We start from the raw sequence: 20,680 nt of genomic DNA on the forward strand, positions 1-20,680 counted from the left end.
GCGCAACAGGGTGGCATTGCGAAACTTGCGAAAATATAAGCGATAACTGCCTTCCCTTTGGGTGGGCCAGGTCGACAGATAATCCACACCATGGCATTTCCGTCACCTCATCACGTCCCGACCTCACCAACCAGCCCAACGAAGGCCGACACGCCCAATCGCCTGTTCTGGCGCTGGTGGCGCAAGCAAACCCCCAGTCAGCAAGACCGCTATGCGACGCTGGGCCCGCTGGTGTCGGTGCTGCTCTTTCTGGTGGTGATCATTGCGGCCTTCTGGTACCTGCGCAACGAAGAACTGGAGCGCGAGCAGGAGTCGGTCAAACGCGACACCGAGGTCGTTCAGCAACAACTGCGCCTGCGCCTGATCGAAAACCAGGAGCACCTGCAGCGCCTCGCGCGCGACGTCAATTTCAAGGCCATCTCGGTCGAGCAGTTCATGCTGCAGGCCAGCGACTTCGTGCGGCCCCGCCCCGAAATACTGAGCGTGTCGTGGCTGCATGCGGACGGCAAGGTCAAGGCCGCGCGCACCACGCTGACCCTGTCACTGGAGGCCGGCCAGTCGGTGGACCGCGACCCGCTGGAGAACCAGTCCGACCTCTACACCCCCCTGGATGCAAGCCCCGCGCCCCGTCAGGCTCTCGCGCAGGCGCGGGAGCGCAACCAACCCGCTTACTCCCATCCCTTCCTCAACAGCTCCGGCAGCAAGGTCATCCAGCTGCACCTGCCCATGATGGATCGCCAGGGTTACGCGGGCGCCATCGTCGCCGAATACTCCCTTGAGGCCCTCATGCGCCACCAGGTGCCGCAGGAGATCCTGCAGCGTCACGCCATGAGCCTGGTGCGCGCCGATGGCGACCTGCTCACCAGCTCGGTCGGGGCGGTCACCTCTCGCTCGGCCAAGCCCAGCTTCGTCCACGACGTCGTCGTCACACCCATTGGCAATGGCCTGCTGCTGCGCGGCATGGGCTTCAAGACCTCCTCCAGCCTGGTCGGCAGCACGCTGTTCTGGATGGTGGTCGCCCTGTCGCTGCTCACCGTCTGGACCTTGGTCGGGACACTGCGCCACATGCGCCGTCGTGCCGACATCCAGAAAGCCCTCGTGCAGGAGACCAATTTCCGCCGCGCGATGGAAAACTCCATGCTGACCGGCATGCGCACCATCGACCTTGAAGGCAAGATCACCTACGTCAACCCGGCCTTCTGCGCGATGACAGGCTTTTCAGAGCAAGAGCTGATCGGAGCCCGCCCGCCCTACCCCTACTGGCCGCGCGACCGCCTCGACGAGTTCCACCGCATGTTCCAGCAGGAGCTGATGGGCCGCAGTCCCATGGGCGGCGTCGAGCTCAACATGGAACGCCGAGACGGCAGCCAGTTCGACGCGCGCATGTACGTCTCACCCCTGATCGACGCCGAGGGCAACCAGACCGGCTGGATGACCTCGGTCACCAACATCACAGAAGCCAAGCGCGTGCGCGACCAGCTCACCGCCGCCCACGAGCGCTTCACCACCGTGCTGGAAGGGCTGGATGCCGCCGTGTCCGTGATGTCGGTGCAGCGGGGCGAGATGCTGTTCGCCAACCGCTCCTACCGCCTCTGGTTTGGCGGCAACCCCGAGGCCCACGTCCAGCTCACCGGCGGCCAGGTCATGCCTGACGAGGTCATCGACGGGGACGAATCGGTGGACCACTTCGGTGGTCTGCCCACCCACAACCTCACCGATGCCGGCAGCGACACGCACGAGGTCTACATGGACAACGTGCAAAAGTGGTTCGACGTGCGCGCCCGCTACGTGCAATGGACCGACGGCAACCTGGCCCAGATGCTGATCGCCACCGACATCACCGCGCGCAAGCAGGCCGAGGACGCCGCGGCCCGCCAGGCCGAGAAGTCGCAGTTCACCAGCCGCCTCATCACCATGGGCGAGATGGCCTCGACCGTGGCACACGAGCTGAACCAGCCGCTGGCCGCCATCTCCAATTACTGCAGCGGCATGATCAGCCGCGTGCAGTCCGGCAACATCGACAACGAGCAGCTGGTGGGCGCTCTGGAAAAGACTTCGCGCCAAGCCCAGCGCGCCGGCCAGATCATCCACCGCATCCGCCAGTTCGTGAAGCGCAGCGAGCCGCAACGCCAGCCGGCCCGCGTGCGAGACATCACCGATGCCGTGCTGGAACTGGCCGTGTTCGAGATGAAGCGTCGTCGCGTCACCCTCAATTCGACGATCGCCAGCCGCCTGCCCACGATCATGGCCGACCCCATCCTGATCGAACAGGTGCTGCTCAACCTGCTCAAGAACGCCGCCGAAGCCATCGACTCCGCGCAAACGCCGCAATCGCGCCGCCACATCGACCTGCGCGTGCAGCAGCGCTTCTTCGAGGATCAGGGCGAGGTGATCGAGTTCTCGGTCAGCGACGGCGGCCCGGGCATGCGCGAGGACATGCTCGCCCGCCTGTTTGAAGCCTTCCATTCCACCAAGGCCGAGGGCCTGGGCATCGGCCTGAGCCTGTGCCGATCGATCATCGAGTCGCACCACGGCCGGATCAAGGCAGAGAACATCTACAATGGCCAGACGGTCACGGGGTGTCGTTTCACGTTCACCCTTCCGATCGACAACAGCGACGAGGCCGACACAGGTCTTCCTTTTCCCACCGATTTACTTGCCGAAGAACCATGAGCTTGATCCCGAAAAAAGGCACTGTGTATGTGGTTGACGACGATGAAGCCGTGCGCGACTCGTTGCAATGGCTGTTGGAAGGCAAGGACTACCGCGTCCGCTGTTTCGACTCGGCCGAATCTTTTCTGGCTCGCTTCGACCCCCGTGAAGTCGCCTGCCTGATCGCCGACATCCGCATGGATGGCATGAGCGGTCTGGAGCTGCAAGACAAGCTGCTCGAGCGCAAGTCGCCCCTGCCCATCGTGTTCATCACTGGTCACGGCGACGTGCCCATGGCCGTGAACACCATGAAGAAGGGCGCGATGGACTTCATCGAGAAGCCCTTCAAGGAAGACGCGCTGGTCGCCCTGGTCGAGCGCATGCTCGACGAAGCCCGCACAGCCTTCTCGCAGTCGCAAGAAGCCGCCAGCCGCGAAGCCCTGCTGTCGCGCCTGACCACCCGTGAAGCGCAGGTGCTGGAGCGCATCGTCGCCGGCCGCCTGAACAAGCAGATCGCCGACGACCTGGGCATCAGCATCAAGACGGTGGAAGCCCACCGTGCCAACGTGATGGAAAAGCTCAACGCCAACACCGTGGCCGACCTGCTGAAGATTGCGCTGGGTGCGAATGCCCCCGCCAACGCAGCCAACGCCAAGTAAGCCCAACTCTCGGAGTCCGGCTTGACCGCCGCCTCCCGCTGAAAGGCCGCCCACCCGCTGTGGCGGCCTTTTTCAATTGCCCTCTTCATTGCCTACCTACCGGAGCAGCCCATGACCGCCCAACTCATCGACGGCAACGCCCTCTCTAAACAACTTCGCCAGCAAGTGGCCCAGCGCGCGGCCGCGCTGCGTGAGAAGGGCCACACCCCTGGCCTGGCTGTGATTCTGGTAGGTGACAACCCCGCCTCCCAGGTCTACGTGCGCAACAAGGTCAAGGCCTGCCACGAAAGCGGCCTGCACTCCGTGCTGGAGCAGTACCCGGCCAGCATGACCGAGGCCGAACTGCTGGCCCGCGTCGAAGCCCTGAACAACGACCCCAGCATCCACGGCATTCTGGTGCAGTTGCCCCTGCCCAAGCACATCGACGACCACAAGGTCATCGAAGCCATCTCGCCCTTGAAGGACGTGGACGGCTTCCACGTCGCCAGCGCCGGCGCCCTGATGGTCGGTGAAGTCGGCTTCAAGGCCTGCACGCCCTACGGCTGCATGAAGATGCTCGAATCCATCGGCATGACCGACCTGCGCGGCAAGCACGCCGTGGTGATCGGCCGCTCCAACATCGTCGGCAAGCCCATGGCCATGATGCTGCTGGCAGCCAATGCCACCGTCACCGTCACGCACAGCGGCACCGCCGATCTGGCTGCCATGACCCGCCAGGCCGACATCGTGGTCGCCGCCGTGGGCAAGCGCAATGTGCTGACCGCCGACATGCTCAAGCCCGGCGCCGTCGTGATCGATGTGGGCATGAACCGCAACGACGAAGGCAAGCTCTGCGGCGACGTGGACTTCGCCGGCTGCGCCGACGTGGCGGGCTACATCACCCCCGTGCCGGGTGGGGTCGGCCCGATGACCATTACCATGTTGCTGGTCAACACCATGGAAGCGGCCGAGCGCGCTGCAGGCCTGGCCTGACCGGCCACCGCCCTGCTCACGGCCGATGCCCTCCCCCGCATCGGCCCGGCGTCCGCCTTGCATTTCCGGGTTGACGCCTCATCTGTTGCACAGCCTTCACTTCGTTTCATCGCGCCTCCCCCATGAGCACCAACCCACTGCTTGACACCTCCGGCCTGCCTCTGTTTGATCAGATCAAGCCTGAACACGTGACACCCGCCCTGGACGTGCTGCTGGCCGATGCCGAAGCGGCGCTGACCAAGGTCACCGGCCCGGACGTGCCGCCCGACTATGACGCCCTCTCGCTGCTGCTCGATGTGAGCACCGAGCGCCTGGGCCGTGCCTGGGGCGCCGTGGGCCACCTCAACAGCGTGGCCGACACACCCGAGATCCGCGCCGCGTACAACGAGAACCTGCCGCGCGTCACCGAGTTCTACACCCGCCTGGGCTCAGACGAGCGCCTGTACGCCAAGTACAAGGCCCTCAACGAAGCGCAAAAGGGGCTCGACCCCGACCGCCGCCTGAGCCCGGCACGCCAACGTGCCCTCGACCTGGCGCTGCGCGGGTTCGTGCTGGGCGGGGCCGAGCTGCAGGGCGAGGCCAAGGTACGCTTTGCGGCCATCCAGGAAGAGCATGCGGCCAAGTCGCAGGCCTTCTCCGAACACGTGATGGACGCCACCGATGCGTTCAGCCACTACGCGCAGCCCGATGAACTGGCGGGCGTGCCCGAAGACGTGCTGCATGCCACCCGCGCCGCGGCCGAGGCGGAAGGCAAGGAAGGTCACAAGCTGACCCTGCACATGCCTTGCTACCTGCCGGTCATGCAGTACGCCAGCAACCGAACCCTGCGCGAGACGCTGTACCGCGCCTACGCGACCCGTGCCAGCGAATTGGGCGCCGCCGAGCGCGACAACACCCAGCTGATGAGCGACCTGCTGGCGCTGCGCCAGGAAGAAGCCCGCCTGCTGGGCTATGCCAACTACGCCGAGGTCTCGCTGGTGCCCAAGATGGCCGACAACCCGGCCCAGGTGATGCACTTCCTGCGTGACCTCGCCCAGCGCGCCCGCCCCTTCGCCGAGAAGGACATGGCCGAGCTGCGCGAGTTCGCCCGCACCGAATGTGGTTTGAGTGACCTGCAAGCCTGGGATTTGGCCTACGTGAGCGAAAAGCTCAAGGAAGCCCGCTACGCCTTCAGCGACCAGGAGGTCAAACAGTACTTCACCGAGCCCACCGTGCTCAAGGGCCTGTTCGGCCTGATCGAAAAGCTGTTCGATGTGCAGATTCAGCCCGACACCGCGCCCGTGTGGCACGAGTCGGTGCGCTTTTTCCGCATCGAGCGAGCGGGCCAGCTGATCGGGCAGTTCTACCTCGACCCCTACGCCCGCGTCGGCAAGCGCCCCGGCGCCTGGATGGACGACGTGCGTGGCCGTTGGACGCGCCCCGACACCCAGGGCACCCAGACCCCGGTCGCGCACCTGGTGTGCAACTTCGCCAAGGGCGTGGGCGACAAGCCTGCTCTGCTGACCCACGACGATGTCACCACGCTGTTCCATGAGTTCGGCCACGGCCTGCATCACATGCTGACCCAGGTGAACGACATTGGCGTCTCCGGCATCAGCGGCGTCGAGTGGGATGCCGTCGAGCTGCCCAGCCAGTTCATGGAAAACTTCTGCTGGGAGTGGGACGTGGTCCAGCAGCTCACCAGCCATGTCGACACCGGCGCGCACCTGCCGCGCGAGCTGTTCGACAAGATGGTGGCCGCCAAGAACTTCCAGAGCGGCATGCAGACCGTGCGCCAGATCGAGTTCTCGCTGTTCGACATGCGCCTGCACGCCGAGCCCGGCTCCGAGGCCAATGTGCAAAAGGTGGTCGACGAGGTGCGCCAGGAAGTGGCCGTCAACATTCCGCCTGCGTTCAACCGCTTCCAGCACAGCTTTTCACACATCTTTGCGGGCGGCTATGCGGCAGGGTATTACAGCTACAAGTGGGCTGAGGTACTCTCCGCGGATGCGTATGCCGCTTTCGAGGAGGCCGCGACTGCCGAATCCGGGGTGTTGAACACCGAGGTCGGTCGTCGCTACCGCGAGGCCATTCTCGAAGCGGGCGGCAGCCGTTCGGCCATGGAAAACTTCAAGGCCTTCCGGGGCCGCGAGCCGCGCATCGACGCCTTGCTGCGTCACCAAGGCATGAGTTGAGCCCCCAGGGCTTGTGAGGGAGTTGAAGATGAACCGCATTGTCGTGAGTGCATTGATCAGCGGCCTGGCCTGGGCAGGCGTGTCGTCGCCAGCCTGGGCGCAGTACAAGGTGGTGGGGCCGGATGGCCGTATCACCTACACCGACCGCCCCCCGGTGGACCGTCCGGCGCAGCCGGTCAAGTCTTCCGGGTCGGCAGGCAGCAATGCCGCTCTGCCCTATGCGCTGGGCAAGGTCGTGGCCAGCTACCCGGTCACGCTCTACACCGGCTCGAACTGCGCCCCCTGTGATGCCGGCCGCAACCTGCTCAAGAGCCGCGGCATCCCCTTCACCGAGAAAACGGTGAACACCTCGGACGACGCCCGCGCGCTGCAAAGCCGTGAAGGTACCAACCAGGTGCCCGTGATCCGCATTGGCAGCAAGCAGATTGCCGGCTTTGAGCAGGGCGAGTGGACGTCTTACCTGGACGCCGCCGGCTACCCCAGCCAGTCTGCCCTGCCCCCCACCTATCGCCACCCGGCGGCCACGCCGCTGGCACCGGCCGCAGCACCCCAACCCGAACCCGAGGCCGCCGGCACACTCCCGCCCCCTCAGTTCAACACCGCGCCTGGCAGCCCTGCCGGCAATGCCCCTCCTGGTTTCCGCTTCTGACCCTTGACCTCTCCTGACTCTCCGGCTGACGGCACCGCCGTCCAGCCTGCCGTTGCCATCGTGGGCGGCGGCCCGGCCGGCCTCATGGCCGCCGAAGTCCTGTCTGCGCACGGCATTCAGGTCGACCTGTACGACAGCATGCCCTCGGTGGGCCGCAAGTTCCTGCTGGCCGGCCGTGGCGGCCTGAACCTGACGCACGCCGAGGCGTTGTCACGCTTTGTCACCCGCTTTGCCGAACGCGAGGCCCAACTCGCGCCCCTGATCCACGCGTTCACGCCGGACGATCTGCGCGCCTGGGCCCAAGGCCTGGGCATCGACACCTTCGTGGGCACCTCCCAGCGGGTCTTTCCAACCGACATGAAGGCGGCGCCGCTGCTGCGTGCCTGGTTGCACCGCCTGCGGGAAGCAGGCGTGCGCTTTCATATGCGCCACCGCTGGCTGGGGTGGGATGAAGCTGGGGCGCTGCGCTTTCACACCCCCAACGGCGAGATGACCTTGCCCAGGCCCCGGGCCACCGTGCTGGCGCTGGGCGGCGGCAGCTGGTCGCGCCTAGGCTCCGACGGGGCCTGGTGGCCGTGGCTGCAGGCGCAGGGTGTCGACGTAGCCCCCTTGCAGCCCGCCAACTGCGGCTTCGACGTGGCCTCGACCGGCCCCGACCGCACCGGCTGGAGCGGCTTCCTGCGCCAGAAGTTTGCCGGACAGCCGATCAAGCCCGTTGCCCTGCAGTTCACCGACCAGCACGGCCACACCCACCGCCAACAGGGCGAGTTCGTGCTGACCGACACCGGGGTGGAAGGCAGTCTGATCTATGCGTTCTCGGCCGCCATCCGCGACCAGATCGCCGTGCAAGGCCAGGCCACGGTCTACCTGGACCTGCTGCCTTCGCACACGCCCGAGCAGGTGCTCGCCGAAACCTCACGCCCCAAGGGGCCACGCAGCCTCTCGACCCACCTGAAGAGCCGACTGGGCATCCAGGGCTTGAAGATGGCACTGCTGCACGAGGTGCTCAGCCCGGCGCAACTGGCCGAACCGGCCCAGCTCGCGCAAGCGCTCAAGTCCCTGCCGATCACGCTGAAGGCGCCCCGCCCGCTGGACGAGGCCATCAGCACCGCGGGCGGCGTGCGCTTCGAAGGCATGAACGCGCACCTGATGCTCAAGCAGCTACCCGGCGTGTTCTGCGCGGGCGAGATGCTGGACTGGGAAGCGCCCACTGGCGGCTATCTGCTGACGGCGTCCATGGCCACCGGTCGCCAGGCCGCGCAAGGCGTGCTGGCCTACCTGTCGGCTTGACGACCTGGCTTACATTGCAAATCGCTCCCACACCGACCCGAACAAACCGGGCTCGGTGAGCGCCACGAACACCAGCCCCGCCACGGCGCCCGCCAGATGGGCGTCGTGGTTGATGCGCCCCTGGTTCTGCTTCGACGCGTACCAGCTGTAGGCGATGTAGCCCACGGCGAACAGCGGCGCCGGGATCGGCACCGGGATGGGCATGATGAAGAGCGACGCGCTGGGGAAGTACACGATGGACGCGAACAGCACCGCCAGTACCGCCCCCGACGCCCCCAGGCAGCGGTAGCCGGGTTCATGGCGGTGCTGCACATAGGTGCCCGCACCGCTCACCAGCAAGCCGAAGGCATACAGCGCCACGAAGCTCGCGGTGCCCATCACGGGCTCCAGCGGAAACGCGAACGCCCACAGCGTGAACATGTTGAACAGCAGGTGCGGCAGATCGGCATGCAGAAAGCCGCTGCTGATCACCGTCACGTACTGGCGTTGCCTGAAAAACCAATACGGTCGAAACAGGTGGCGCTCGATCATCTGGGGCGAGCGATACAGCCCGAACAGGCTGGCGCACACGTTGATGACGAGGATGAGCGCCGCCGCCGGCGCGTCGAGCTCAAGCATGCCGGCCGCTCCCAAGGGTGACTCGCGCCGAGGTCTGAGTCACGCTCAGAACGTCAGCGTCTTGACGCCTTGCGCCGTGCCCAGCAGACACACGCTGGCCTTGTTGCGGGCGAACACGCCCACGGTCACCACGCCCGGAATCTGGTTGATGTCGGACTCGAACTGCGCCGGAGCAGTGATCTGCAAACCGGTCACGTCCACGATGACGTTGCCGTTGTCGGTGGTCACGCCTTCACGCACCTTGCCCGTGCCGCCCAGCTTGGAAAACGCACGGATGACCTGCGCGGCGGCCATCGGGATCACCTCGACCGGCAGCGGGAACTTGCCCAGGGCGTTGACCAGCTTGGACTCGTCGGCGATGCAGACAAACTGCTCGGCCAGGTCGGCCACGATCTTTTCGCGGGTCAGGGCCGCACCGCCGCCCTTGATCATGTGGCCGCCATGGTCGATCTCGTCAGCACCGTCCACGTACACCCCCAAGGACGTGACAGACTCGGCCGGCAAGACCTGAATGCCCAAGGCTTCGAGGCGTTGGGTGCTGCGCACGGAGCTGGAGACGGCACCGGCCACGCGCTTCGGGTCGGCCTTCAGCGCCTCGCCCAGGGCGTCGATGAACTTGTCCACCGTCGAACCCGTGCCCACGCCCACGATGCTGCCGGGCTTCACGTAGTCCAGGGCCGCGCGGCCCACCAGGGTTTTCAGTTCGTCTTGGGTCATGGCCATGTCGGTGTTCTCTTGAGAGGCTTGCGGGTGCACTGCGGCGTGTTCGGCGGTATGTTCAGCAGGTCACGCATCGATCAGAACGCACGGCCTGTCAGCGTCATCCACGCCAACAAACCGCCAATCATCACGGGCTGATGCACCATGTAAAAAGTCAGGCTCCAGCGGCCCAGCAGGCTCAAACCCTGTCTGATGCGCGGCCACGCGAGCACGAAACCAATATTGTCGCCCGAAGCCGCCGCAGGCGACGTCATCCATTCGGGGCGGCGTGACAAGATCCACTGTGTGGCGGCCATGCCCCACCACATCACCCCCAGCCAGGGCAGCACCGGCACATAGTCTTCGGTGATGGGCTTGTGGGTGACCAGGCCCACCCAGTTGGTCAGACGCGAGTCGAAAAACGGGTGCTGGATGAACTGCGGCAGACACACCGCCAGCAAGCCCAGGGGCCACAGCCAGCCACGCAGCGGCGCGCTCAGGCGGGCCACGATCAGCATCACCGCCATGCCATGCAGCACGCCGAACGAGATGTAGCTGCGCGGGAACATGAACCAGCTGCCCAGGCTCACCAGCAGCGCACAGCCCAGCACCTGGGCCCACCGGCGCCAGAAGCGCGCCCAGCTTTGGCCCTGCGCCGTGGCCACCGCCTGCCCGGCGCCCGCACACAGCAAGAACAGCGACAGGATCAGGGTGCGCTGGGTGGTCCAGAGCGCGTCCTGGTAGAAATTGGCGTCCAGCAGGCGGTAGGTGCTGAGGTCGAAACAGAAGTGAAACACCGCCATCCACACCAGGGCAAAACCGCGCAAGGCATCCAGCCGGTCAAAGCGGCCTGCCACAGAGCCCGAAGGGGCGCCAGAATCCCGACTGTGAGGGGGGGCTGGCATGGGGATATGTGCTTTTTGGGGGCGCATGGCGATAGTATCGGCGGTTTGCTCTTTGGATCGCGCCACCCATGCTCCTCGCCGCCCGCCACCCCCTTGAATTGCTCGCGCCCGCCAAGACTGCCGACATCGGCATCGAGGCCGTCAACCACGGCGCCGATGCCATCTACATCGGTGGGCCGTCGTTCGGTGCGCGCGCCAATGCCAGCAACTCGGTGCAGGACATTGCGCGCCTGGTGCAACACGCCCACCGCTACCACGCCAAGGTGTTCGCCACCCTCAACACCATCTTGCGCGACGACGAGCTGGAAGGCGCCCGCAAGCAGATCTGGGAGCTGTACGACGCCGGCGTGGACGCACTGATCGTGCAGGACATGGGCCTGCTGGAGCTCGACCTGCCCCCGATCCAGTTGCACGCCTCCACCCAGACCGACATCCGCACCGTCGAAAAAGCCAAGTTTTTGCAGGACGTGGGTTTCAGCCAGATCGTGCTGGCGCGCGAGCTGAACCTCAAGCAGATCCGCACGATCGCGGTCAACACGCACTGCGCCATCGAGTTTTTCATCCACGGCGCCCTGTGCGTGGCCTACAGCGGCCAGTGCTTCATCAGCCACGCCCACACCGGCCGCAGCGCCAACCGGGGTGACTGCTCGCAGGCCTGCCGCCTGCCCTACAACGTGACCGACAACAGCGGTCAGGTCGTGGCCTTCGAGCAGCACGTGCTGTCCATGAAGGACAACGACCAGAGCGCCAACCTGGAAGCCCTGATCGACGCGGGCGTGAGCTCCTTCAAGATCGAAGGTCGCTACAAGGACATGGGCTATGTGAAGAACATCACCGCCCACTACCGCATGCTGCTCGACGAGATCCTGGAGGCGCGCCCGGAACTGTCTCGCGCTTCGTCTGGCGAAAACACCTTCTTCTTCCAGCCCGACCCCGAGCGCAACTTCAACCGTGGCAGCACCGACTACTTCGTCACCGGCCGCAAGGAAGACATCGGCGCCTTCGAGAGCCCCAAGCACCTGGGCCTGCCCGTGGGCGAGGTCGCCAAGGTGGGCGACAAGTGGTTTGACGTCGCCATCGACGACGAAGCGGTGCGCGAAGCGGGCGGCATCCACAACGGCGACGGCCTGAACTACCTGACGCTGACCAAGGACATCGTGGGCGTGCAGGTGAACACCGCCGAGCCCGTGGGCAAGGCCGGCCGACTGTGGCGCGTCTTCCCGAACGAAGACATCGCCACCTTGGCCGACCTGAAACCCGGCGTGGCCATCAACCGCAACCGCGACCGCGCGTGGGACAACCAGATGTCCAAGAAGTCGGCCGAGCGCCGCATTGGCACCTGGCTGGCCCTGAGCGACACCCCGGACGGCCTGACGCTGACCGTGACCGACGAAGACGGCTGCGTGGGCAGCGCCACGGTGGTCTGCGACAAGCAGGCCCCGCAAGACGCGGCTCAGTCCGAAGCCAGCCTGCGCGACAACCTGGGCAAGCTGGGCAACACCATCTTCTCGGTGCACGACGTCACTTTGGCCACGGCCCAGCCCTGGTTCGTGCCCGCCTCGGTGATCAAGCACCTGCGCCGCGAGGCCATCGAATCGCTGGAAGCCGCCCGCGCTGCCGCTTACGAGCGCCCGCAGCGCGCCGCAGCGGTCGAGCCCCCCGTGGCCTACCCGGAAGACACGCTGAGCTACCTGGCCAACGTCTACAACCACAAGGCCCGCGACTTCTACGCCAAGCACGGCGTGAAGGTGATCGAAGCCGCCTACGAGAGCCAGGAAGAGCTGGGCGAGGTCAGCCTGATGATCACCAAGCACTGCGTGCGCTACTCGCTGAGCCTGTGCCCCAAGCAGGCCAAGGGCGTGCAAGGCGTGCAGGGCACGGTGCGCGCCGAGCCGCTGCAACTCATCAACGGCAAGGAAAAGCTCACCCTGCGCTTTGACTGCAAGCCCTGCGAGATGCATGTGGTCGGCAAGATCAAGAAATCGGTGCTCAACCAGATTCCGGAGTCGCCCATGCAGTTCTACAAGGCTCGGCCCACCGCCTGAGCCAAGGGGATGGTTTCGGAGAGGCCATCAGACGACAACGGATCAGGCCTGGATTGAAGTCTTTACGTCGTCACCCAGACGTCACTGAGGCGTCGCGGCGCTGTCACAGAGGGCGACCACCATGGCTCGCATGCGCGCCTGGATCCACGCCCCTCTGCTGCGAGAACTCACCGCCACCGGCCTGAACGCTGGTTCAATGGGGGTTCCGCGTCCCTCGGCCCCAACGCGCCCCGACAGGCGCTACCGCGTCCGATCCGTCTGGATCTCAGACGTTCACCTGGGCACCCCAGGCTGCCAGGCCCATGCCCTGCTCGACTTCCTGCGCCGCGTCGACTGCGACACGCTCTACCTCGTGGGCGACATCATTGACGGCTGGCAACTGCGTCGTACCTGGTACTGGCCGCAGTCGCACAACGATGTGATCCAGAAGATCCTGCGCAAGGCCCGCAAAGGCACCCGAGTGGTCTACATCCCCGGCAACCACGACGAGTTTGCCCGCACCTACCTCGACCACGCCTTTGGCGGCGTCGAGCTGGCCGAGGAATGCCTGCACACCACGGCCGATGGCCGCAAGCTCTGGATCACCCACGGCGACCTGTACGACGGCGTGATCCAGTGCGCCCGTTGGCTGGCGCTGTTGGGCGACTCGCTCTATGAATTCACCCTCAAGCTGAACCGCTACCTGAACTCGTGGCGCGCGCGGCGTGGCCTGCCCTACTGGTCGCTGTCCAAGTACCTCAAGCTCAAGGTCAAGCGTGCGGTCAGCTATGTGGCCGACTTTGAAGAAGCCCTCGCCCGCGAGGCGCACAAGCGCGGCGCGCAGGGTGTGGTGTGCGGCCACATCCACCATGCCGAAATCCGGCCCATTGACGGCATCCTCTACTGCAATGACGGCGACTGGGTGGAAAGCCTCACCGCCCTCGTCGAATTCCCAGACGGCCAACTCGACATCGTGCACTGGGGCCAGGTGATGGCCGGCGATGACGCCATCTTGGCGACATGCCGGGTCCCCGAGGCAGCCGAAGCCCCTGCCGCACCGGCCCCCGCCCTGACTGCGGCACAATAGCGCCCGTTTTGCGCCGCCCACCACCGGGCGGCCGCCTTGCTGGAGCACATCATGGCCTTCGCCGACAACCTCAAACAACTCCCCGCCATCAGCCACCTGGCCGCCCTCGAACTGATCGATGGCGCCGGCAACGTGGCCGCCACCATCGAGAACAAGCCGGGCAAGGCTGGCTCGCTGGCTGTGTACGCGGCCCTGGCGGGCAAGCATGGTGGCATCAATGCCGCCGCAGCCGAAGAAGGCCTGGTCATCTTCGCCGAGCACACCGACGACGCCCGCGCCAACCCCGGCAAGCACCCCAACATCGATCGCCTGCTGGACGTCATCGCCTCGGGTCAGGGTTTCACCTGCAAGCTGATCGCTGCCTGAAACCCCGGGGCCCGTGGGAGTACGATGTCATAAACGACATCGCTGACTCCCATGACGACTGACGAAGTTCCTGTCACCGCCCCTCTCACCTCTCCCGCTGCGCCTGCTGCCCGGCCCACCGAGACTGCACCAGCCCTGCTGAGCCTCAAGCGGGTGGCCATCGACACCTACCGTGAAAACGTCGCCTACATGCACCGCGACTGCGCGGTCTACCGGGCCGAAGGTTTTCAGGCCCTGTCCAAGGTCGAAATCACGGCCAATGGCCACCGCATCCTGGCCACGCTCAACGTGGTGGACGACACCTGCATCGTTGACCGTGACCAGTTGGGTCTGTCCGAAGACGCCTTTGCCCAACTGGGGCTGAGCGAAGGGCATCCGACCCGCGTCAACCAGGCCGAGCCGCCCTCCTCCATCCCTGCGCTCCACCGCAAGATCGCTGGCGAGCGCCTGAGCCACGAGGACTATCACGACATCGTGCGTGACATCACCGAGCACCGTTACTCCAAGATCGAGTTGACGGCCTTCGTGGTGGCATGCAACCAGGGCGAACTTGATCGCGAAGAGGTCTACAGCCTCACCGACGCCATGGCGTCCATGGGTCGCCGCCTCGACTGGCACGCCCACCCCGTGGTTGACAAGCACTGCATCGGCGGGATCCCCGGCAACCGCACGTCGATGCTGGTCGTGCCCATCGTGGCCGCTCACGGCATGCTGTGCCCCAAAACCTCGTCGCGCGCGATCACCTCGCCCGCCGGCACCGCCGACACCATGGAGGTATTGGCCAACGTCGAGCCCAGTTTCGACCGGCTCAGCGAGATCGTGCGCGAGCACCGCGGTTGCCTGGCCTGGGGCGGCACCTCCGACCTGTCTCCCGCCGACGACGTGCTGATCTCGGTCGAGCGCCCGCTGTCCATTGACTCCCCTGGTCAGATGGTCGCCTCCATCCTGTCGAAGAAGGTGGCAGCCGGCTCCACCCACCTGCTGCTCGACATCCCCGTGGGTGCCACCGCCAAGGTCCACACCATCCCGGATGCACAGCGCCTGCGCAAGCTGTTCGAGTTCGTGGCCAAGCGCATGGGCCTGACCATCGACGTGGTGATCACCGACGGACGCCAGCCCATCGGCAACGGCATTGGCCCCGTGCTGGAAGCGCGCGACGTGATGTGGGTGCTGGCGAACGATCCGCGCGCGCCGCATGACCTGCGCCAAAAGTCGCTGCGCCTGGCCGGCCGCATCCTGGAATTCGATCCCGATGTGCGCGGTGGCGATGGTTACGCCATCGCCCGCGACATTCTGGAATCGGGCCGCGCGATGGCCAAGATGCAGGCGATCATCGACGCACAAGGCCACAAGCCTTTCGACCCCGAGCACCCGGCCTTGGCGCCGCTGAGCTTCGAAGTGCTGGCCAAGCGCGGTGGCATCGTCTCGGGCATCGACAACCAGCAGGTGGCGCGCCTGGCGCGCCTGGCCGGCGCCCCCAAGGTGCAAGGCGCAGGGGTTGATTTGCTGTGCAAGCTGGGCGACACCGTCAAGGAGGGCCAGCCGCTGTACCGCGTCTACGCAGCCTACTCGTCCGACCTGGAGTTTGCCCGCCAGGCCAGTGAACGCAACGCCGGCTACTACCTGGGCGAGGCAGGTGCCGAAACCCGACAGTTCGTGGAGTTCTGATGTCTGCCTTGCTGCTGTATTTTGAAGACGAGCAGACGCCTGCCCTGCGTCTGGCCGAAGCCTGTGGTCTGCCAGCCGCCTGTGTCGAACGCCACCGCTTCCCCGATGCTGAGATGCGCCTCAAGCTGCCCGTCGATGCCAGCGGGCAACTGCCTGCACAGCTGGTCATCTACCGCAGTCTGGACAAGCCCAATGACAAGCTGGTCGAGCTGCTGCTGGTGAGCCAGGAAGCTCGCAAGCTGGGTGCGCAGAAGATTCTGCTGGTGGCGCCCTACCTGGCCTACATGCGCCAGGACATTGCCTTTCACCCCGGCGAGATCGTCAGCCAGAAGATCATCGGCCGTTTCCTGTCCGAGCTTGTAGATGGGCTGATCACGGTTGATCCGCACCTGCACCGCATCAGCCGCCTCGACGAAGCCTTCCCGGGCCCCTTCGCCGTCAGCCTGTCCGGTGCCCCCATGCTGGCTGAGCTCATTGCCAAAGAACGACCCGATGCCATGCTGATGGGCCCGGATGGCGAGTCAGCGCAGTGGATTGCCTCGGCTGCGGCCGTCTGTGGGTTCGACCACGGCGTGTGCACCAAGGTGCGCCACGGTGACCACGATGTGCGCATCACCCTGCCCGCCGATGTGGTAGTGCAAAACCGCCACGTGGTCCTGCTTGACGATATGGCGAGCTCCGGCCGCACTTTGGTGGAAGCCAGCAAACTGTTGAAGGCTGCCGGCGCCGGCTCTGTGGACGTGGCCGTCACCCACGCCCTGTTTGCAGCCGATGCCATGGATGTCATCCGCGCCGCCGGCATCGAGCACATCTGGAGCACCGACAGCGTGATCCACGCCAGCAACGCCGTGGCCCTGGCCCCCATGATGGCCAACAGCGTTCAGCAGTTTCTCAAGGCCAGCGCCTGAACCCCCGCCCCTAGGCTTCCGAGGGGCCTCGCTGAGTGGCCCGGCGCGCGGTCAGGCTGGGGATTTGGTCGCGTCCGTCGCACTGTCATCGCCCAGCAGATCCGGCCGCACCCACACCGCCACCGACTGCAGCCGCAGTCGGGCCTCGGCGATGGCCGCCACCGGGTAATACCAGCCCAACGTCAGCACCACCCACAGCCAATTGCGCGCACTCAGGCGCATCAACGCACGCATGGGCACCTCGCTCTCAAAGCGCAGGGCCTCGTGCGCGGTGCTGGACCACAGGCGGTTCTGCAAGCTCGCCCCCAGGTAGGGATACGGTAGGGCCATCATCCAGGCCAGGCCCATGAACACACCGGGCAACAGCACCAGCGCCATGTTCAAGCCCGCGACGCCGTCCGTCCCGGTCCGGCCCAGCAGATCACGCAGCTCCCAGCCAGTCCAATCCACCAACAGCCAGGTCAGAGGCAAGACCAGCAACACACAGGCCAGCCAGGCCAGCAGCCCCACCTTCACGCTCAGCCCGAGAGACTGCCCATGGCTCAAGTCCAGTTCGCGCTGGTTGCGCACACTGCCCCACGCGGCATGTCGGTGCTGATAGCGCTTGAACTGCACATACAGCAGCGGCAGACCCACACAAAAGCCGGTCACAGCCAAGCTGCCATACAGCCAGGCCAGTTCACGGTGATTGGCCTGCAGCATCACCACGGCCCACACCGCCATCACCCCGGAAGCGATGTAGAGCAACGTGGGCAACGCCATGGCCCGCCAGGCATCACCGTGCCCCGCCGCCAGGTGCAGACGTTGCCCTCGCCAACTCGTGTGCATCAACTGAAACGACAGGAAGCCGTGCAGCATGAAAGGCAGCGCCGCCGCCATCAGCAATTGCAAGGCGGCCACGCCCATCCAGGCATAGGCGCCCATCTGCGCAATGCCGTAGTACAGCGCATTGAGCAGCACCATGCCCACCAGATTGCCCAGGAACATCGGCAGGGGCTTGGCGTGATAGCCCAGCGCGTGGCCCGCCACCTGGGTGTGCCCATACAGATAGCGCAGCTTGCTGGTCAGTGCCCAGGGAAAGGACAGGCCCAGCGTGAGGCACAGCAGCAGCACATTGCGTCGCCACAGCGGGCGGTAGGTGTGGGCTTCGCCCGTGAACACGACGGGATGACGGACAGACTGCATGAGCTCATTCTCAGCGCCCAACTCCGGGGCCAGCATGCAATTCGTCGCGAAACAACCCCCGTCAAACCCGGTGCCGGGCCATGCACGGCGCACGCCACAATGACGACTCACGCAGTCCCCCGATGTGCCCCATGCCCTCCAGGCCCTTTTCCTGACATGACGCCCCGCCTGCGAGCCCTCTGGTGGCGCGGCCTGCTGTGCCTGCCACTGCTCACACTGCAAGCCGTCCCGGCGCAGACGCCACTGGCGCCGACCGCTGCACCCAGCACCACCGCTCAGGCCGCTGCCGCCCAGCTGTCGGACACGCAATTGCTGGCCGCCCCCCCCGGCGCCCCGGCCACCTCACGTGCGCAGCAACTGCGCGCCCACAGCTATGTCGAGCAAGAGGTGTTCCTGCAAGGCCGGGCCCAGCACTACCGCCCCTTGCCCGGCTGGGGCCAGGCAGGCCAATGGGGCGTCCAGCCTCACGGCGAAGCCCACCCCTATGTCACCCGCTTGCTGGTGCGACGCCCTGCTGACCCGGCCCGCTTCAACGGCATGATCGTGGTCGAGTGGCTCAACACCACGCCGGGCTTCGACCTGGACGGCGGCTGGGTGCTCACCCGCGAAGAGCTGATGGCCCAAGGCTATGCCTGGGTCGGCGTCAGCAACCAGACCGAGGGATTGCAGGCACTGCAGGGCCAGTCGCCCCGCTATGCCGCCCTGCGTCTGGCCAGCAACGAGGGTGCCCACGCCATTTTCGGGCAGGCGGGGCAAGCCATTCGCACGCACTGGCCCCAGCTGCTGGGCCTGCCGGCCCCCCTCACGCCTTCTGCTGCGGAGGGAAGCCCTCGCTTGCTGGCCATGGGCTACTCCCAGTCCGGCTTGTTCCTCTACACCTACATCAACACCTTCCACCCGACTCACCAGGTGTTCGATGGCTTCTACCTGCGCGGGCCGGCCCCCCTGGCACCTGCGGTCGAGCAGGATGGCGACGATGTCTGGGCCCCGGTCTTTCGCAGTGACCTGAAGACGCACATCATGCAGGTGCAGACCGAGGCGGAGGCCATGGTCAGCTGGCCGCTATCGCGCACCCCAGACACGGACCGAATCCGTTACTGGGAGATCAGCGGCGCCGCCCACCTCGACGCCCACCTGCAGGCCGAGCTGCCGCCCATCACCCCCGAGAACGCACCCCACACCCCACCCGGTTGCCTGCGCCCGCTCAACGCCCTGCCGGCCTACATGGTCGACCATGCGGCGCTGCACGCCCTCACGCGCTGGGTCACCGCAGGCGTCGCGCCCACCATCGCACCGCGCATGGCACGCAACGCGCTGGGGTTCGTTCGCACCGACGAGGCCGGGCACGCGCAAGGCGGGCTGCGCCTGCCAGACGTCCAGGCCCCCGTAGCACACCACGGTCAGTACAGCAATTTCAGCACCCGTTCCCTGTCCGTGCGCAGCCAGTACGCCTGCATCGCGGGCGGCAGCACCGTGCCCATGGAGGCCTCGGACCTGCAGACACGCTACGCCAGCCGTGCAGACTATGTGCAGGCCTACCAGGCCGCTGCCGATGCCTTGCTGAGCCAGGGTTTCCTGCGGCCCCGCGATCACCAGGCCTTGCTTGATCGCTCACAAGCCGCCGCAGCCACGCTGTGGCCCGGCACACCCACCAGCCACGCACCACACTGACGCCACGTCAGGCGGGCCGCACACCGCAGGGCTGCCGCCACACAGGCCCGATCAGGGCAGACCCGGTCAACTCGCCCGCCCAGCTCGGCGGTGCTGGAACAAGGACACCGCCATCGTGATGACCGTCAGCGGCACCACGAAGTACAGCATCACGGCACTGAACTGCGGCAACACGTCGTGCGCCTGCGAGGCCAGGATCAGGTAAGCGGTGTACGCCGCGTAGTAGAGCAAGAACACCACGCCTTCCCAGCGCGCAATCTCGCGACCGGTGATGAAGATGGGCAGGCAGGCCAGTGCCACGGCCAGCATCACCCAGGCATCGAAGTGGATCACCGACTCGGCCACGGCCAGGCCCGAGCTCGACAAGATGCCCGAGACGCCGAGACAGCCCAGGATGTTGAAGGTGTTGCTGCCCACCACATTGCCCACGGCCATGTCGCGCTGGCCCTTCAGCGCCGCCGTGATCGAGGTGGCCACCTCGGGCAGCGAGGTCCCCAGTGCCACGATGGTCAAGGCAATGACCACATCGCTGACGCCCAGCTGCTTGGCCGTGGTCACAGCTGCCTCAACCAGAAAGTGGCTGCCGCCCACCAGGGCCGCCAGCCCCGCCACAATCAACCCAACCTGAACCGCCCAATGGCGATCCCAGGTGCTGCTCAGATCCACCTCGTCCTCGAACTCGGTATCGGCTGAGGCGCCCTGACGGCGCGACTGCCACACCAGGAAGACGGTGTAGATCACCATGGCACCCAGCAGCACGGCCGCCTCCCAGGTGGCCAAGACACCGTCCAGCATCATGAGCAACAGGGCCACGGTGGCCGCGATCATGATCGGGACTTCCTGGCGGATCAGCTGAAGGTGCACCACCAGGGGCGCAATCAGGGCCGAGGCGCCCAGGATGAACAGCACGTTCAAGATGTTGCTGCCCACGACATTGCCGATGGCGATGTCGACTTTGCCGTCGAGCACGGCCCCCGCCGACACCGCCAGCTCCGGCGCACTGGTGCCAAACGCCACGACCGTGAGCCCCACGACCAGCGGAGAAATGCCAAACGACAAGGCAAGTTTGGCGGCGCCTCGCACCAGCCAACCCGCCCCCAGCACGAGGGCCACCAACCCGCCGACGAACATCACAACGATGGAGAGCGACATG

General features: G+C 66.0%; 17 protein-coding genes. 12 read left to right on the forward strand and 5 right to left on the reverse strand.

Annotation, left to right across the window (positions count from 1 at the left end; translation table 11 throughout):
• Positions 1-90 precede the first annotated feature (90 nt).
• From RBT42_RS00775 to RBT42_RS00800, 6 genes are all read left to right on the forward strand, one after another.
• Positions 91-2,673 carry a PAS domain S-box protein gene (locus RBT42_RS00775; protein WP_320361701.1) on the forward strand — a complete coding sequence of 861 codons (2,583 nt, stop codon included), beginning with the start codon at positions 91-93 and terminating at the stop codon, positions 2,671-2,673.
• Entirely contained in the window at positions 2,670-3,311 is a 642-nt protein-coding gene (locus RBT42_RS00780; protein ID WP_320361703.1) for a response regulator transcription factor, read from the forward strand. The genes RBT42_RS00775 and RBT42_RS00780 overlap by 4 nt, the downstream gene beginning before the upstream one ends.
• Positions 3,312-3,422: 111 nt before the next feature.
• Positions 3,423-4,283 (forward strand): bifunctional methylenetetrahydrofolate dehydrogenase/methenyltetrahydrofolate cyclohydrolase FolD, encoded by an 861-nt coding sequence (gene folD / locus RBT42_RS00785; RefSeq protein ID WP_320361705.1) that lies wholly within the window; start codon positions 3,423-3,425, stop codon positions 4,281-4,283.
• A 122-nt stretch (positions 4,284-4,405) separates the two neighbouring features.
• On the forward strand, positions 4,406-6,457 hold the full coding sequence (locus RBT42_RS00790) for a M3 family metallopeptidase (protein ID WP_320361706.1): 2,052 nt from the start codon (positions 4,406-4,408) through the stop codon (positions 6,455-6,457).
• A 28-nt stretch (positions 6,458-6,485) separates the two neighbouring features.
• On the forward strand, positions 6,486-7,106 hold the full coding sequence (locus RBT42_RS00795) for a glutaredoxin family protein (protein ID WP_320361708.1): 621 nt from the start codon (positions 6,486-6,488) through the stop codon (positions 7,104-7,106).
• A 3-nt stretch (positions 7,107-7,109) separates the two neighbouring features.
• Positions 7,110-8,396 (forward strand): TIGR03862 family flavoprotein, encoded by a 1,287-nt coding sequence (locus RBT42_RS00800; RefSeq protein ID WP_320361709.1) that lies wholly within the window; start codon positions 7,110-7,112, stop codon positions 8,394-8,396.
• Between the two features lie 9 nt (positions 8,397-8,405).
• Here RBT42_RS00800 and RBT42_RS00805 read toward each other — a convergent pair whose 3' ends face one another.
• The 3 genes from RBT42_RS00805 to RBT42_RS00815 form a co-directional block, all read right to left on the reverse strand.
• Complete coding sequence (locus tag RBT42_RS00805) at positions 8,406-9,014, reverse strand: rhomboid family intramembrane serine protease (RefSeq protein WP_320361711.1); 609 nt, start codon at positions 9,012-9,014, stop codon at positions 8,406-8,408.
• A gap of 45 nt (positions 9,015-9,059) precedes the next feature.
• On the reverse strand, positions 9,060-9,731 hold the full coding sequence (gene rpiA / locus RBT42_RS00810; protein ID WP_320361713.1) for a ribose-5-phosphate isomerase RpiA: 672 nt from the start codon (positions 9,729-9,731) through the stop codon (positions 9,060-9,062).
• A gap of 80 nt (positions 9,732-9,811) precedes the next feature.
• Complete coding sequence (locus tag RBT42_RS00815) at positions 9,812-10,618, reverse strand: heparan-alpha-glucosaminide N-acetyltransferase (protein WP_320361715.1); 807 nt, start codon at positions 10,616-10,618, stop codon at positions 9,812-9,814.
• Positions 10,619-10,686: 68 nt separating this feature from the next.
• Here RBT42_RS00815 and RBT42_RS00820 point away from each other — a divergent pair, with 68 nt between their 5' ends.
• From RBT42_RS00820 to RBT42_RS00840, 5 genes are all read left to right on the forward strand, one after another.
• Positions 10,687-12,663, forward strand: a complete 1,977-nt coding sequence (locus RBT42_RS00820; RefSeq protein WP_320361717.1) for a U32 family peptidase — start codon at positions 10,687-10,689, stop codon at positions 12,661-12,663.
• A gap of 196 nt (positions 12,664-12,859) precedes the next feature.
• On the forward strand, positions 12,860-13,729 hold the full coding sequence (locus tag RBT42_RS00825; protein WP_320361889.1) for a UDP-2,3-diacylglucosamine diphosphatase: 870 nt from the start codon (positions 12,860-12,862) through the stop codon (positions 13,727-13,729).
• 51 nt (positions 13,730-13,780) lie between these two features.
• Entirely contained in the window at positions 13,781-14,095 is a 315-nt protein-coding gene (locus tag RBT42_RS00830; protein WP_320361718.1) for a DUF2322 family protein, read from the forward strand.
• A gap of 51 nt (positions 14,096-14,146) precedes the next feature.
• Positions 14,147-15,763 (forward strand): thymidine phosphorylase family protein, encoded by a 1,617-nt coding sequence (locus tag RBT42_RS00835; RefSeq protein ID WP_320361721.1) that lies wholly within the window; start codon positions 14,147-14,149, stop codon positions 15,761-15,763.
• Entirely contained in the window at positions 15,763-16,671 is a 909-nt protein-coding gene (locus RBT42_RS00840; RefSeq protein WP_320361722.1) for a ribose-phosphate pyrophosphokinase, read from the forward strand. The genes RBT42_RS00835 and RBT42_RS00840 overlap by 1 nt, the downstream gene beginning before the upstream one ends.
• Before the next feature lie 51 nt (positions 16,672-16,722).
• Here RBT42_RS00840 and RBT42_RS00845 read toward each other — a convergent pair whose 3' ends face one another.
• Positions 16,723-17,856: a DUF898 family protein gene (locus tag RBT42_RS00845; RefSeq protein ID WP_320361724.1), complete on the reverse strand. Its 1,134-nt coding sequence runs from the start codon at positions 17,854-17,856 to the stop codon at positions 16,723-16,725.
• Positions 17,857-18,012: 156 nt separating this feature from the next.
• Here RBT42_RS00845 and RBT42_RS00850 point away from each other — a divergent pair, with 156 nt between their 5' ends.
• Entirely contained in the window at positions 18,013-19,527 is a 1,515-nt protein-coding gene (locus RBT42_RS00850; RefSeq protein WP_320361725.1) for an alpha/beta hydrolase domain-containing protein, read from the forward strand.
• Positions 19,528-19,593: 66 nt separating this feature from the next.
• Here the strand turns inward: RBT42_RS00850 and RBT42_RS00855 are convergent, their stop codons facing one another.
• Positions 19,594-20,679: a calcium/sodium antiporter gene (locus RBT42_RS00855; protein ID WP_320361727.1), complete on the reverse strand. Its 1,086-nt coding sequence runs from the start codon at positions 20,677-20,679 to the stop codon at positions 19,594-19,596.
• Position 20,680: the final 1 nt, after the last annotated feature.

The sequence above is a fragment of the Aquabacterium sp. genome, assembly GCF_034003525.1.
In the GTDB taxonomy this organism is placed as follows: domain Bacteria; phylum Pseudomonadota; class Gammaproteobacteria; order Burkholderiales; family Burkholderiaceae_C; genus Aquabacterium.

Excerpts from the sequence above, each read along its gene's own strand:
- RBT42_RS00775 (WP_320361701.1), top strand. The coding sequence starts at position 91 with ATGGCATTTCCGTCACCTCATCACGTCCCGACCTCACCAACCAGCCCA.
- RBT42_RS00780 (WP_320361703.1), top strand. The coding sequence starts at position 2,670 with ATGAGCTTGATCCCGAAAAAAGGCACTGTGTATGTGGTTGACGACGAT.
- folD (WP_320361705.1), top strand. The coding sequence starts at position 3,423 with ATGACCGCCCAACTCATCGACGGCAACGCCCTCTCTAAACAACTTCGC.
- RBT42_RS00790 (WP_320361706.1), top strand. The coding sequence starts at position 4,406 with ATGAGCACCAACCCACTGCTTGACACCTCCGGCCTGCCTCTGTTTGAT.
- RBT42_RS00795 (WP_320361708.1), top strand. The coding sequence starts at position 6,486 with ATGAACCGCATTGTCGTGAGTGCATTGATCAGCGGCCTGGCCTGGGCA.
- RBT42_RS00805 (WP_320361711.1), bottom strand. The coding sequence starts at position 9,014 with ATGCTTGAGCTCGACGCGCCGGCGGCGGCGCTCATCCTCGTCATCAAC.
- rpiA (WP_320361713.1), bottom strand. The coding sequence starts at position 9,731 with ATGACCCAAGACGAACTGAAAACCCTGGTGGGCCGCGCGGCCCTGGAC.
- RBT42_RS00815 (WP_320361715.1), bottom strand. The coding sequence starts at position 10,618 with ATGCCAGCCCCCCCTCACAGTCGGGATTCTGGCGCCCCTTCGGGCTCT.
- RBT42_RS00820 (WP_320361717.1), top strand. The coding sequence starts at position 10,687 with ATGCTCCTCGCCGCCCGCCACCCCCTTGAATTGCTCGCGCCCGCCAAG.
- RBT42_RS00825 (WP_320361889.1), top strand. The coding sequence starts at position 12,860 with ATGGGGGTTCCGCGTCCCTCGGCCCCAACGCGCCCCGACAGGCGCTAC.
- RBT42_RS00830 (WP_320361718.1), top strand. The coding sequence starts at position 13,781 with ATGGCCTTCGCCGACAACCTCAAACAACTCCCCGCCATCAGCCACCTG.
- RBT42_RS00835 (WP_320361721.1), top strand. The coding sequence starts at position 14,147 with ATGACGACTGACGAAGTTCCTGTCACCGCCCCTCTCACCTCTCCCGCT.
- RBT42_RS00840 (WP_320361722.1), top strand. The coding sequence starts at position 15,763 with ATGTCTGCCTTGCTGCTGTATTTTGAAGACGAGCAGACGCCTGCCCTG.
- RBT42_RS00845 (WP_320361724.1), bottom strand. The coding sequence starts at position 17,856 with ATGCAGTCTGTCCGTCATCCCGTCGTGTTCACGGGCGAAGCCCACACC.
- RBT42_RS00850 (WP_320361725.1), top strand. The coding sequence starts at position 18,013 with ATGACGCCCCGCCTGCGAGCCCTCTGGTGGCGCGGCCTGCTGTGCCTG.
- RBT42_RS00855 (WP_320361727.1), bottom strand. The coding sequence starts at position 20,679 with ATGTCGCTCTCCATCGTTGTGATGTTCGTCGGCGGGTTGGTGGCCCTC.